Below are 13,165 nucleotides of genomic sequence, written 5' to 3' on the forward strand. Positions count from 1 at the left end.
CTAGACCGGGCGGACGTTCTTGGCGTGCGGGTCGCGGACTGACGTGAGCTCGCGCAGGAAGTTGGCCGCCCAGAGCTCGATGTCGTTCTCCATGACCTGCTTGCGCATCGCCTTCATGCGTCGGGCGTTCTCGCGCGGGCTGGCGTTGATCGCGGCCAGCATCATGCTCTTCATGCCGTTGATGTCGTGCGGGTTGACCTGGTAGGCCGACTTGAGCTCGGACGCCGCGCCGGCGAACTCGCTCAGCACGAGCGCGCCGCGGTCGTCGTAGCGGCACGCGACGTACTCCTTGGCGACGAGGTTCATGCCGTCGCGCAGCGGCGTCACGACCATGACGTCGGCAGCCCGGTAGAGCGCGGCCATCTCGGCGCGCGGGTAGGACGCGTGCAGGTAGGTCACCGGCTGCTGGCCGATCCGCGCCACGTCGCCGTTGATGCGCCCGACCAGTCGGTTGATGTCGTCGCGCAGGATCTTGTACTGGTCGACGCGCTCGCGTGACGGGGTCGCGACCTGCACGAACACGGCGTCGTCGACGTGCAGCGAACCTTCGGCGATGAGCTCGCCGAAAGCTCGGAGGCGCTGCCGCAGGCCCTTGGTGTAGTCGAGCCGGTCGATGCCGAGCAGCATGACCTTGGGGTTGCCGAGGCTCTCGCGGATCTCCGCGGCCCGTGCGATGACCTCGGGCGTACGGGCGAGCTCCTCGAACCCGGCGGCGTCGATCGAGATGGGATAGGCCTTGGCGAGCACCGTCCGCCCGTCGGGGAGGTAGATCATGTCGCGATGGGTCTTGTGACCGACCCGCTGGCGCACGAGGCGGACGAAGTTCTGCGCCGCGCCGGGCATCTGGAAGCCGACGAGATCGGCGCCGAGCAGCCCCTCGAGGATCTGGCGACGCCACGGCAGCTGCTGGAACAGCTCGGCCGGCGGGAACGGGATGTGCAGGAAGAAGCCGATGCGCAGGTCGGGGCGGAGCTCGCGCAGCATGCTCGGCACGAGCTGGAGCTGGTAGTCCTGCACCCAGACGACGGCATTCTCGTTGGCGACCTCGGCGGCCTTCTCGGCGAAGCGCCGGTTGACCCGCACGTAGGCGTCCCACCACTCGCGGTGGAAGGCGGGCGGCGCGACGACGTCGTGGTAGAGCGGCCAGAGGGTCGAGTTGGAGAATCCCTCGTAGTACTCGGCGACCTCCTCCTCCGAGAGCGGAACCGGTACGAGGTGCAGCCCGCTGTGCTCGAAGGGCTTGAGCTTCTCGTCAGCGGCGCCGTGCCAGCCGATCCACGCTCCACCGTTGCTGCGCATCACGGGCTCGAGGGCGGTCACCAGCCCACCGGGGGAGGTGCGCCACATCGTGCTGCCGTCGGGCGAGGTCACCCGGTCGACCGGCAGACGGTTGGCGATCACGACGAAGTCTGCGGTACCGGTCCCCATGCACGGCAGCCTAGCCGGATGTGTCGGGGCTCACCGGGCGGCGACCCCGAGCTGGTCCAGGATCGTTTGGGCCTGTCGCATGATCGACACGGTCTCGTCGAGCGGCAGGAGGGCCGACTCGGTCGCACCGGCGCGCAGGCAGGCGGCGACCTCCTCGATCTCGTGCGCGTAGCCGCGGCCCGTCACGGGCTCGCTCAGGGTGTCGAGCCGGTCGTCGTGCCAGTGCGTGAACATCGTGGGGTGGTGGAAGCGCGCCGGGATCTCGATGAGCCCGGCATCGCCGGCGACCGACGCCCGGTTGTCGCTGCGGGCCACCTGGGTCCAGGCGATGCTCGCGACCGCCCCTCCGGCGTACGTCATGGTCGCTCCGCCCGCGACGTCGATGCCCTGGTCGGACAGCGTGCCGGCGGCGGCGATGCCGACGGGCTCGCCGAGGATCAGGTGCGCGAAGGTCAGGGGATAGATCCCGACGTCCAGGAGAGCGCTGGCGCCGAGCTGCGGGTCCCAGAGGCGGGCGGTCGAGGCCGGCCCGACGAAGCCGAGCTCGGCCCGGACCTGGCCGATCGTGCCGAGCGCGCCGCTGCTCGCCAGCTCCGCGATGCGTCGGATGTTGGGGTTCGCCCGCATCCACATGGCCTCGGCGAAGAACAGGCCACGCGATCGCGCTTCTGCGACGAGCCGTTCGGTGTCAGCGAGGTTCATCGTCAGCGCCTTCTCGCACAGCACCGCCTTGCCGGCCTCGAAGCACATGAGGACGTCCTCGAGGTGCCGGCTGTGCGGCGTCGCGACGTAGACGACGTCGACGCCCGGATCGGCGGCCAGCTCCTCGTACGAGCCGTGGGCCCGCGCCGCTCCGAACCGCTCGGCGAACGTGCGGGCGGCGTCAGGCCGGCGGGAGCCCACCGCCGCGAGCTCGTTGCCCTCGACCAGCGCGAGGTCGGTCGCGAACGACTCCGCGATGCGGCCGGTCGCGAGAATTCCCCATCTGATGGGCCCGTGCGTCCCTGCGTCGGTCGTCATGACACCCACCCTGCCATTCGGCGAAGCAAATGACACCGGTGTGATTCGTGCCCTAGAATCATCCGCATGACCGAGCGCCAGCGAGCGAATCTTGAGGCAGGGATCATGCCGCTGCCTCCGTATCGTGGGTTCTTGTCGGAGGTAGTGGCATGAGCGCTGTGGAGAAGTCGAAGACCGGGAGCCCGGCGGCTGAAGAGCTGCTGTCGGAGCGCGACCGCGAGATCCTGGCGCTCGAGCGGCTCTGGTGGCAGTACGCCGGCGCCAAGGAGCAGGCGATCCGCGACAAGTTCGACATGTCCGCGACTCGCTACTACCAGGTGCTCAACGCCTTGATCGACCGCGAGGACGCCCTCGCGTACGATCCACTCCTGGTCAAGCGCCTGCGCCGCCTGCGTGCCCAGCGCCAGCGCAGCCGTTCGGCCAGACGTCTCGGCATCGACCTCTAAGGTTCCCATGGACCACCGCAGGACTCCGTCCGGCAAGGCCTACGTACCGGCCAGCTGGTTCATCGTCCTGACCGTCATGCTCTGCATCGGCGCGGCCGGCTGGCTGGGCTGGCTGTTCGTCGACGACGACCCGGACACCCCGGTCGCGACGCCCTCGCCTTCTGCGACGACGCCGTCGCAGACGCCTTCGCCGGATCCGACGAAGACCACGGAGACCACGCCGTCGCCGTCTCCGGAGCCGACCAAGACCACCGAGGAGCCGGAGGCCAACCGCGACGCGGGGGTCTCGGTGCTCAACAACACGACGATCCAGGGCCTGGCCGCCACCTACTCGGTCAAGGTCCGGCAGGCCGGCTGGACCGACGTCAGGGTCGGCAACTGGCGCGGGTCGATCGCGGGCAACACGATCTACTTCCCGCCGCAGCTGGCCGAGCAGGCCAGGCTGCTGGGCGACGACCTGGACATCGGGCGCATCCTGCCGAGCTTCGCGCCCATGAGGACCGACCGCCTGACGATCATCCTGGCGGGCCCGCAACAATAGTCGGGTGTCCGCATCCATCCGTGCCGCGGTGATCGAAGATCCCGCCGGCACCCTGCTCGCGCTCGACTTCGACGGCACGCTGGCCCACATCGTCGACGACCCGACCGAGGCGTACGCCCACGAGCGGTCGATCGCGGCGCTGGCCCGGCTCGGCCGCGTGCTGGGCCAGGTGGCGATCGTGACGGGCCGCCCCGTGAGGCAGGCCCTGGAGCTGGGCGGCTTCGCCAGGACCGACGGGTTCGAGCGGCTCGTGATCTGGGGCCAGTACGGCGCCGAGCGCTGGGATGCCGCGACGTCCGAGACCGTCGAGCCCGAGCGGCCCGAGTCGGTCGGTCGCCTCGCCGACGAGCTGCCGGGATGGCTGGCCGAGCGCGGAGCGTCCCACGTACGCATCGAGGACAAGGGCCTCGCGATCGCGATCCACACCCGGGGCATCGACCGAGGACTCCTCGACGAGCTGGCCGAGCCGTTGTCTGCGCTCGCCGACGACCTGGGCCTCGCGGTCGAGCCGGGCCGCCAGGTCATCGAGCTCCGCGCCCCCGGGAACGACAAGGGCGACGCGGTGCGCGCGCTCGTCTCACGGCTCGGGGCGCGTCAGGTGATCTTCGCCGGCGACGACCTCGGCGACCTACCGGCCTTCACCGCGGTCGAGGAGCTGCGCGCCGACGGCGTCGGCGGCCTGCTGATCTGCTCGGCGTCGACGGAGCAGGATGCCTTGGTGGAGCACGCCGACCTCGTCCTCGACGGCCCCGACGCCGTCGCGGACTGGTTGGAAGCCCTGGCGGATGAGTTCTGATCCGGCGCTGCTGCCGCACACACGGTGGACCCGTGTCCGCACGGTGCTCAACTGGATCAACCTCAGCACTCCGCTCGGCCTCGCGATCGCCCGGGTCGGTGGGGCATCGATCACCCGCCACGGCCGCGGCACCTATCTCGCCACCGGCTACCGGTTCGGCTTCCCGGTGGCGAGTGCGTTCACGGTCGGCAGCGTCATCACGAGCAAGCACGATCTCGACTTCTTCGCCGATCGTCCGCTGCTGCTGCGGCACGAGGACCGGCACTGCACGCAGTACGCGTTCGTCCTCGGCGTCGTGATGCTGCCCGTCTACTTCCTCTGCGTCGCCGTCTCGTACGTCATCGCCGGCGACCACGCGTCGTACAACCCGTTCGAGCGCCTCGCGAACCTCGCCGACGGCGACTACCCGCCGCCCCGCACCCGCTTCTCCCGCCGGTCCTGACCCCGAGGCGCTAGGACCGGGTGGCGGACCTCAGCGTTTCAGCATCTGGACCGAGTGGACACATCGTGAGACGCGCCCGTAGGCTGAAACCACTCATCACGAGGGGTACAGGGACACGGCCCTACGACGCCCCAGCAACCAGTCGCTCATCGACCAGGTGCTCAATCCGTCCCGGACGACAGTCGATCCGGGAAAGATGAAAGGGAAGCCCCATGACCTCCACCGCCGCCTCGTCCGTCGCGACCGCCCCGTCGATCCGCGAAGGGGCGTTCGGAAACGCCGTCGAGCTGTCCTGTCGCGAGTGCGGCACGGCCCGCGAGCTCGGCCCGCACTACGTGTGCGCCGAGTGTTTCGGCCCCCTCGAGATCCGGTACGACTTCCCGGCCGTCACGCGCGAGCAGATCGCCGCCGGCCCGGCCAACATCTGGCGCTACAAGGCGCTCCTCCCGGTCCCCGACGACATCGAGCTCAGCCCCAACCTCGAGCCCGGCTTCACCCGGCTGCTCAAGGCCGACAACCTCGCCGCCGAGCTGGGCCTGGCCAAGCTCTGGGTCAAGGACGACAGCACCAACCCGACCAACTCGTTCAAGGACCGCGTCGTCGCGTGCGCCTTGAGCGCCGCCCGCGAGCTCGGCAGCAAGGTCTTCGCCTGCCCCTCGACCGGCAACCTCGCCAACGCCGTCGCCGCGGCCGGCGCCCGGGCCGGCATCAAGACGGTCGTGTTCATCCCGAGCAACCTCGAGACGCCCAAGCAGGTCAACTCGGCGGTCTACACCGAGAACCTCGTGGCCGTCGACGGCACCTACGACGACGTCAACAAGCTCGCCTCCGAGATCGCCGGTGAGGAGGACGGCTGGGCGTTCGTCAACGTCAACGTCCGGCCCTTCTACGCCGAGGGGTCCAAGACGCTGGGCTACGAGATCGCCGAGCAGCTCGGCTGGCGGCTGCCCGACCAGATCGTCATCCCGGTCGCCTCCGGCTCGCAGCTGACCAAGGTCCACAAGGCGTTCCAGGAGCTCATCGCGCTCGGGCTGGTCGACGACAAGCCCTACAAGGTCTTCGGCGCGCAGGCGACGGGCTGCTCGCCGGTCTCCGAGGCGTTCCGTGAGGGCTGGGACGCCGTACGTCCGGTGCGCCCCGACACGATCGCCAAGTCGCTCGCGATCGGCAACCCCGCCGACGGCGTGTACGTCCTCGACATCTGCCGCGACACCGGCGGCGCGGTCGCCGACATCTCCGACGACGAGGTGCGCGAGGCCATCGTCCTGCTGGCCCGCACCGAGGGCATCTTCACCGAGACCGCGGGCGGCACCACGATCGGCGTGCTCAAGAAGCTCGTCGAGACCGGCGCGCTGGATCCCGAGCTCGAGACCGTCGTGATCAACACCGGTCACGGTCTCAAGACGCTCGACGCCGTGACCGGGCTGGTCCGCCCCGCCGCCACCATCGCCCCGACCTACGACGCGTTCGTCGCGTCCGGCATCGCCCGAGCCTGACCATCCAAGGAGCACCGTGAGCATCAACGTACGCATCCCGACGATCCTGCGCACCTACACACAGGACCAGTCCCAGGTCACCGCCGAGGGCACGACGCTCAGCGAGGTCATCGAGTCCCTCGAGGGCACGTTCCCCGGCATCAAGGCGCGCGTCGTCGACGAGCAGGGCAAGCTGCGCCGGTTCGTCAACATCTACGTCGCCGAGGAGGACGTCCGCTTCGCCCAGGGTCTCGACACCCCGACCCCGACGGGCACCCAGGTCTCCATCATCCCAGCGGTTGCCGGTGGTTGCTGAGCTCGCAGCGAAGCCTTGTAGGCTCTGCGCATGAAGGGGCTCCGGCAGGTGGGTTCCTCCAGGATCAGGTGGGAGTGGCGGCATGGTGCAAGGCACCGTCAAGTGGTTCAACGCTGACAAGGGCTACGGCTTCATCGAGGTCGAGGGCCAGGACGACGTCTTCGTCCATTGGTCCAAGATCGCGTCAGACGGTTACAAGACGCTCGAGGACGGCCAGAAGGTCGAGTTCGAGGTGGTCGACGGTCCCAAGGGTCGCGAAGCCCACGAGGTTGTCGGACACTGAAGTCCATGGAAGGACCCGGTCCGGGGGGACCGGGTTTTTTCATGCCCGGACCCGGTCGATGAGACGTATATGACACTTGCGATGTCACATACTCGGTGACATACTCCCGGTATGTTCATCACTGCGACGGAACCCGTCACCGCGCCCTCGGGCGGAGCCGAGCTCAGCCAGGTCATCGGCCTGTCGATCGCGGCCGGCATCGTCACCGGCATCCTGCTGGTCATCGCGTGGGCCCACCGCACGCACCGCATCGAGTGGTTCCAGAGGGCCGGCGAGCGTCTGGGTGCCCGCACGGGGGAGCCGGGCTGGGCTTCGATCCCCACCTTCTTCGTCGCGAGCTCCCTGATCATCGCCCTGCTGGGCTTCATGTGGGACGTCAGCCTGCACGCGGGCCGCGGCCGCGACGCCGGCCCCCTCGCCAACCCCGCGCACTACCTGATCCTCTACGGGCTCTTCGCCCTGTTCATCGCCGGCATGTCGGCGGTCGTCTACGCCCGCGACGGGGAGAAGCCCGGCATCGCGTCGGTCCGGATCACGCGCAACTGGTACGCCCCCGTCAGCGGCCTCTTCATCGCGGCGTGCGGCATGTACGCCCTGATCGGCTTCCCCCTCGACGACGTCTGGCACCGGATGTTCGGCCAGGACGTCACCCTGTGGGGTCCCACGCACCTCATGCTGATCGGTGGCGCGGGCCTGTCGACCGCCGGCATCATCCTGCTGCACCGCGAGGCAGACTTCGCGATCCGCCAGAACGGCAAGCAGATGCCGACCTGGATCCGGACCGGCACCCTGTCGATCGGGTTCGGCGCCCTGCTGATCGGGCTCTCGGTGTTCCAGGCCGAGTTCGACTTCGGCATCGCGCAGTTCCGCATGGTGTTCGCGCCGCTCATGATCGTCGCAGCGGCCAGCGTCGCCCTCGTCGCGGCCCGGCTGTTCGTCGGTCCGGGTGCGGCGATCGTCGCCGCGGTGTTCTTCCTGCTGATGCGCGGCATCATCTCGTTCATCGTCACGGACTTCTTCGGTGAGGCGCACCACGTCTTCCCGCTCTACCTCGGCAGCGCCGTCCTGATCGAGCTGCTGGCTCTGACGCAGCTGCGCGACAAGCCGCTGTGGTTCGGCGCGGTCGGCGGGTTCCTCATCGGCACCGTCGGGCTCGTGATCGAGAAGTTCTGGAACGACCGGGTCTTCCAGTTCCCCTGGAGCCGGGACATGTGGCTCGAGGGCCTGCTCATGGCGGTCCCGGTTGCCATCGCCTGCGGCCTGTGCGGCGCCCTGTTCGCCCTCGGCCTGCAGGGTCGTCTGCCGGCCAGGAAGATCAGCCGCACGATCGTGACCGTCTCGGTGCTCCTGATCGCCGCGGCCGTCGCCAACGGCCTGTACGCCACGGTGCCCAAGAACGCGTCGGCTGACTTCGCGCTGACCCAGGTCGGCACGACCGACCAGCCCGAGGTCATGGCCAAGGTCACGATCGAGCCGGCCGACCTCGTCGACGACCACCCGACCTGGGTGCAGATCACCGCTTGGCAGGGCGGTGGCGCCGGCGTCGTGACGGATCGCCTCCGCCGTACGGGTGACAACACGTGGGAGTCGACCCAGCCCGTGCCCGTCGGCGGCAACTGGAAGACGCTGCTGCGCGTGCAGGACGGCCGCACGCTCGCCGCCGTCCCCATCTTCATGCCGGCCGACGCGCCGCTGAAGGTCGAGGAGGTGCCGGCCGACGCGTCGTTCACCCGTGACTTCGTGCCGGAGATCGACATCCTGCAGCGCGAGCGCAAGGGTGACACGTCGCCGGTGCTGTGGGCCGCGGCCAACATGGTCGTCCTGCTGTGCAGCCTGGCGATCATCGTCGGGATCTCGGTCTCGGTGGCCCGGGTCGCACGCCGCATCGAGGAGCACGAAGGCGCGGCGCCGGGTGACCGTACGCCTACGCTGAGCTCATGACGCCGGGCGCCGACCAGATCGTTGCCCACCACGCTGCCCTGCTCGCCATCCCGGCACTGGTGCCGGCCGTCGTGGTCGTCGGGGTGATCCTCTACATCGCCCGCAAGGACCGGCGCGAGGAGCTCGAGGAGCGCGACATCATCGAGCGGGCCTTCGAGCCCGATGACGACACCAAGGAGAACGAGTGAAGATCGCCGCCACCCTGCTCGCCTGCGTCCTCGTCCTCGCCGGCTGCGGAGGATCGGACGAGCCCGATCCCGACGTGCCGACCACCTCGGTCGCCGATCAGCAGGCCGAGCAGGCCGAGCAGCTCGAGAAGGCGCAGGAGGACCTCAAGGACAAGGTCTCCGGAACCGTGGTCGCCATCGTGATCCAGGACGGCAAGGTGGTCGGCCAGGGCAAGCGCGTCAAGGTCAAGGTCGGCGCCCCGATCTCGTTGAACATCAGGTCGGACGCCGACGAGGAGATCCACGTCCACTCCGATCCTGAGCACACCTATCAGGTCAAGGCCGGCGAGCCGCTGACCGAGCAGCTCACGATCGACACCCCGGGGCAGGTCGCGGTCGAGGCCCACCACCTCGACGTCACGATCGTGCAGCTCGTCGTCGAGCCGTGATCGCCGCCGGGCTGCAGGCCCACGGCGTCGGCGGGTCCACCGACCTGCCGATCCCGTTCCTGTACGCCATGGTGGGTGCCTCGTGGGCGCTGACGATCTCGTTCGCGGTGCTCGCGCTGGCCTGGAAGGAACCGAGGTTCCAAGGCGCCTTGACTGTCACCGACCGGCCTCGTCGTCGACCGTGGCTCGCGGTGGTCGGGCTCGCGCTCACCGCCTGGGTCCTGACGGCGTTGTACGCCGGGCCGTCCGGATCGGACAACGGCGGACTCGGCGCGATCTACATCTTCGTGTGGGTCGGCCTGGTGCCCCTCGCCCTGCTGGCCGGTCACGTCTGGCGGGACCTCTCGCCGTGGCGGACCATCCAGTCGGTGCTCGGCCGGCTCACCGGCCGGCCCGACGGGTTCTGGACCTATCCGGAGCGGCTCGGCTACTGGCCGGCGGTGGCCGGGTTGTTCGCGTTCGTCTGGCTCGAGCTCGCCTCGCCCGATCCCGGCTCGGTGGACGCGGTGCGCACCTGGGTCGCGATCTACATCGCGGTGACGCTCGCGGGAGGCCTGGCCTTCGGCCAGCGCTGGTACGACCGGGCCGACCCGTTCGACGTCTACAGCGCGATCATCGCGCGGCTGTCGCCGGTCGTCCGGGACGGCCGGCAGTCGCGCAACCCGCTGCGCGGACTGACGACGACGCCAGTGGCTCCCGGTCTGGTCGCGCTGCTCGCGGTGCTGCTGGGCTCCACGGCGTACGACAGCTTCTCGGCGTCGGAGTTCTGGCAGGGCAAGACCCTCGCGGACTGGCAGAACGCACTGACGCTGCTGGGGTTCTGCATCATCGTCGGCGTGCTGTTCGTCGTCGCGGCGCGGGCGACCGGGGGAGTGAGCGGCCGTGACCGCGCGCTGCTGCCGGGCCGACTGGCGCACTCGCTCGTGCCGATCGTCGTCGGCTACATCTTCGCCCACTACCTGACGTACCTGCTCGAGAAGGGCCAGGTCGCGTTCTTCGCGCTGCTCGACCCGCTCGGTCGCGGGTGGCAGCCGCTGGGCGATCCCACGACGTCGTACTTCCTGTCCGAGCACACCTCGCTGCTCGCCGGGCTCAAGGTGACGTTCGTGGTCGTCGGCCACGTGCTCGCGGTCGTCGCCGCCCATGACCGGGCGTTGGAGCTGCTGCCCAAGGGGCACCGCCTCAGCGGACAGCTCGGGATGCTGGTCCTCATGGTCGCCTACACCTTCACCGGGCTCTTCCTGCTGTTCTCTGTCTGAGGACGTCGCTAGCGTCGGCTCCATGGCGACGATCTACTACACCGCGACGAGCCTCGACGGCTACCTCGCGACGACGGACCACTCGCTCGACTGGCTCTTCGAGGTGCCGGGAGCTGCCGAGGCGGAGTCGGGCATCGGTGACTTCATGGCCGGCATCGGAGCCCTGGTGATGGGCTCCTCGACGTACGACTGGCTGCTCGAGGTGGAGAAGCCCCACGAGAAGCCGGGTGCGTGGCAGGAGTCGTTCGGCGAACGGCCGAGCTGGGTGTTCACCCACCGCGACCTGCCGGCCGTCCCGCACGCCGACATCCGGTTCACGCAGGCCCCGGTCGATCAGGTGCACGCCGAGATGACCGCCGCGGCCGGCGACCGGGACATCTGGCTGATGGGCGGCGGCGACCTGGTCGGCCAGTTCGACGACGCGGGCCTGCTCGACCGGGTCATGGTGTCGATCGCGCCGGTGACCCTCGGCGCCGGGGCGCCGTTGCTGCCGCGTGACATCCGGTCGGACCGGCTGACCCTCACCGGGGTGAGCCAGGTCGGCCAGTTCGCCGAGCTGTCGTACGACGTCAAGCCCAAAGCCGCCACCTGATTGCGCGACGTTGATTAGCACTCGTATGATGAGAGTGCTAAACACCTGGACCAGACCGATGAGGTTGTGGGCCGTGGCGAGAAGGGTTCGCCGCAACGCCGCAGCCGTCCGTCGCGGGCATCGCCTGGTCGTCCACGTCGACAACCAAGTCGGAGAAACGTACACATGGCAAAAACCATTGCTTTCAACGAGGAAGCGCGGCGCGGTCTCGAGCGCGGTATGAACCAGCTCGCCGACGCCGTCAAGGTCACGCTCGGTCCCAAGGGCCGCAACGTCGTCCTGGAGAAGAAGTGGGGCGCCCCCACGATCACCAACGACGGCGTGAGCATCGCCAAGGAGATCGAGCTCGAGGATCCCTACGAGAAGATCGGCGCGGAGCTCGTCAAGGAGGTCGCCAAGAAGACCGACGACGTTGCCGGTGACGGCACGACGACCGCCACGGTCCTGGCCCAGGCCCTCGTCCGCGAAGGCCTGCGCAACGTCGCGGCCGGCGCCAACCCGATGGGTCTCAAGAAGGGCATCGAGGCCGCTGTCGAGGCCATCAGCTCGCAGCTGCTGGGCATGGCCAAGGACGTCGAGACCAAGGAGCAGATCGCTTCGACCGCCTCGATCTCCGCTGCTGACACCACGGTCGGCGAGATCATCGCCGAGGCCATGGACAAGGTCGGCAAGGAGGGCGTCATCACGGTCGAGGAGTCGAACACGTTCGGCCTCGACCTGGAGCTCACCGAGGGCATGCGCTTCGACAAGGGTCACCTGTCGGGCTACTTCGTGACCGACGCCGAGCGCCAGGAGACCGTGCTCGAGGATCCCTACATCCTCATCGTCAACTCCAAGATCAGCTCCGTGAAGGACATGGTCCCCGTCCTCGAGAAGGTCATGCAGGCCGGCAAGCCGCTGGTCATCATCGCCGAGGACGTCGAGGGCGAGGCTCTCGCGACGCTGGTCGTCAACAAGATGCGCGGCACCTTCAAGTCCGTCGCCATCAAGGCTCCGGGCTTCGGTGACCGTCGCAAGGCCATGCTGGCCGACATCGCCATCCTCACGGGTGGCGAGGTCATCAGCGAGGAGGTCGGCCTCAGCCTCGAGACCGCCGACCTGACGCTGCTCGGCACGGCTCGCAAGGTCGTCACGACCAAGGACGAGACCACGATCGTCGAGGGCGGTGGCTCCGACGACCAGATCCAGGGCCGCGTCAGCCAGATCAAGGCCGAGATCGAGAACAGTGACTCGGACTACGACCGCGAGAAGCTCCAGGAGCGCCTCGCCAAGCTCGCCGGCGGCGTCGCCGTCATCAAGGTGGGCGCGGCGACCGAGGTCGAGCTCAAGGAGCGCAAGCACCGCATCGAGGACGCCGTCCGCAACGCCAAGGCGGCCGTCGAGGAGGGCATCGTCGCCGGTGGTGGCGTGGCGCTCGTCCAGGCCACCGCAGCGGTCTTCGAGAAGCTCGAGCTCACGGGTGACGAGGCCACCGGCGCGAACATCGTTCGCACCGCGGCGTCGGCTCCGCTCAAGCAGATCGCGATCAACGCCGGCCTCGAGGGTGGCGTCGTCGCGGAGAAGGTCGCCGGACTCGAGTCGGGCTGGGGCCTCAACGCCGCGACCGGCGAGTACGTCGACTTGATCGCGGCCGGCATCATCGACCCCGCCAAGGTCACGCGCTCGGCGCTGCAGAACGCAGCCTCGATCGCGGCCCTGTTCCTCACCACCGAGGCCGTCGTCGCCGACAAGCCGGAGCCTGCTCCGGCCGGCGGAGGCGCCCCGGACATGGGGGACATGGGAGGCATGGGCTTCTAGTCGCGTAGCGACTGGACCTGACCTAGCGACTCTGGTCCCTCGAGGTCACGCGTCGAGGGCAGCCAGCGCCGGGGAGTCCCAGCGCTGGGGAGTTGCCTCCCCAGGAGTCCAAGACAAGGCCCCGGAACCGAAAGGTTCCGGGGCCTTCGTCATGTCAGGTCATACCCGATCCCGGGGATGTGACCGACCACATCTTGCATGCCGGAATCGGTC

General features: G+C 69.0%; 15 protein-coding genes and 1 riboswitch. Of the genes, 13 read left to right on the forward strand and 2 right to left on the reverse strand.

The features are described from left to right. Together AB0N22_RS16170 and AB0N22_RS16175 are read right to left on the reverse strand one after the other, a co-directional pair. Positions 1–1,428 carry a trehalose-6-phosphate synthase gene (locus tag AB0N22_RS16170; protein WP_364642439.1) on the reverse strand — a complete coding sequence of 476 codons (1,428 nt, stop codon included), beginning with the start codon at positions 1,426–1,428 and terminating at the stop codon, positions 1–3. Positions 1,429–1,458: 30 nt separating this feature from the next. Next, positions 1,459–2,448 carry a Gfo/Idh/MocA family oxidoreductase gene (locus AB0N22_RS16175; RefSeq protein WP_364642442.1) on the reverse strand — a complete coding sequence of 330 codons (990 nt, stop codon included), beginning with the start codon at positions 2,446–2,448 and terminating at the stop codon, positions 1,459–1,461. Positions 2,449–2,597: 149 nt separating this feature from the next. Here AB0N22_RS16175 and AB0N22_RS16180 point away from each other — a divergent pair, with 149 nt between their 5' ends. The 13 genes from AB0N22_RS16180 to groL all read left to right on the forward strand — a co-directional run bounded on the left by AB0N22_RS16180 (position 2,598) and on the right by groL (position 12,952). After that, positions 2,598–2,894, forward strand: coding sequence for a DUF3263 domain-containing protein (locus AB0N22_RS16180; protein ID WP_364642445.1), 297 nt, complete (start codon positions 2,598–2,600; stop codon positions 2,892–2,894). A gap of 7 nt (positions 2,895–2,901) precedes the next feature. Next, positions 2,902–3,435: a LytR C-terminal domain-containing protein gene (locus AB0N22_RS16185; RefSeq protein ID WP_364642448.1), complete on the forward strand. Its 534-nt coding sequence runs from the start codon at positions 2,902–2,904 to the stop codon at positions 3,433–3,435. Between the two features lie 4 nt (positions 3,436–3,439). Next, on the forward strand, positions 3,440–4,231 hold the full coding sequence (gene otsB / locus AB0N22_RS16190) for a trehalose-phosphatase (protein ID WP_364642451.1): 792 nt from the start codon (positions 3,440–3,442) through the stop codon (positions 4,229–4,231). After that, positions 4,221–4,673 carry a hypothetical protein gene (locus AB0N22_RS16195; protein ID WP_364642454.1) on the forward strand — a complete coding sequence of 151 codons (453 nt, stop codon included), beginning with the start codon at positions 4,221–4,223 and terminating at the stop codon, positions 4,671–4,673. The genes otsB and AB0N22_RS16195 overlap by 11 nt, the downstream gene beginning before the upstream one ends. Before the next feature lie 90 nt (positions 4,674–4,763). Further along, positions 4,764–4,876, forward strand: a riboswitch (SAM riboswitch). Positions 4,877–4,885: 9 nt separating this feature from the next. Continuing rightward, entirely contained in the window at positions 4,886–6,169 is a 1,284-nt protein-coding gene (gene thrC / locus AB0N22_RS16200; RefSeq protein ID WP_364642456.1) for a threonine synthase, read from the forward strand. Positions 6,170–6,185: 16 nt separating this feature from the next. Next, the gene (locus AB0N22_RS16205) at positions 6,186–6,464 is read left to right on the forward strand and encodes a MoaD/ThiS family protein (RefSeq protein WP_364642459.1); all 279 of its coding nucleotides are present in this window, start codon (positions 6,186–6,188) and stop codon (positions 6,462–6,464) included. Positions 6,465–6,546: 82 nt separating this feature from the next. Then, the gene (locus AB0N22_RS16210) at positions 6,547–6,747 is read left to right on the forward strand and encodes a cold shock domain-containing protein (protein ID WP_364642462.1); all 201 of its coding nucleotides are present in this window, start codon (positions 6,547–6,549) and stop codon (positions 6,745–6,747) included. Between the two features lie 111 nt (positions 6,748–6,858). Next, a complete protein-coding gene (locus AB0N22_RS16215) occupies positions 6,859–8,688 on the forward strand; it encodes a hypothetical protein (protein WP_364642465.1) in 1,830 nt (609 codons plus the stop codon). Next, a complete protein-coding gene (locus AB0N22_RS16220) occupies positions 8,685–8,876 on the forward strand; it encodes a hypothetical protein (RefSeq protein WP_364642468.1) in 192 nt (63 codons plus the stop codon). Before AB0N22_RS16215 ends, AB0N22_RS16220 begins: the two co-directional genes overlap by 4 nt. Beyond that, entirely contained in the window at positions 8,873–9,304 is a 432-nt protein-coding gene (locus AB0N22_RS16225) for a hypothetical protein (RefSeq protein WP_364642471.1), read from the forward strand. Before AB0N22_RS16220 ends, AB0N22_RS16225 begins: the two co-directional genes overlap by 4 nt. Then, on the forward strand, positions 9,301–10,563 hold the full coding sequence (locus AB0N22_RS16230; RefSeq protein WP_364642474.1) for a hypothetical protein: 1,263 nt from the start codon (positions 9,301–9,303) through the stop codon (positions 10,561–10,563). Before AB0N22_RS16225 ends, AB0N22_RS16230 begins: the two co-directional genes overlap by 4 nt. Positions 10,564–10,585: 22 nt before the next feature. Next, the gene (locus tag AB0N22_RS16235) at positions 10,586–11,155 is read left to right on the forward strand and encodes a dihydrofolate reductase family protein (protein WP_364642477.1); all 570 of its coding nucleotides are present in this window, start codon (positions 10,586–10,588) and stop codon (positions 11,153–11,155) included. Positions 11,156–11,320: 165 nt separating this feature from the next. Beyond that, positions 11,321–12,952 (forward strand): chaperonin GroEL, encoded by a 1,632-nt coding sequence (gene groL, locus AB0N22_RS16240; protein WP_364642480.1) that lies wholly within the window; start codon positions 11,321–11,323, stop codon positions 12,950–12,952. Positions 12,953–13,165: the final 213 nt, after the last annotated feature.

Source organism: Aeromicrobium sp. NPDC092404 (assembly GCF_040684095.1).
Taxonomy (GTDB): domain Bacteria; phylum Actinomycetota; class Actinomycetes; order Propionibacteriales; family Nocardioidaceae; genus Aeromicrobium.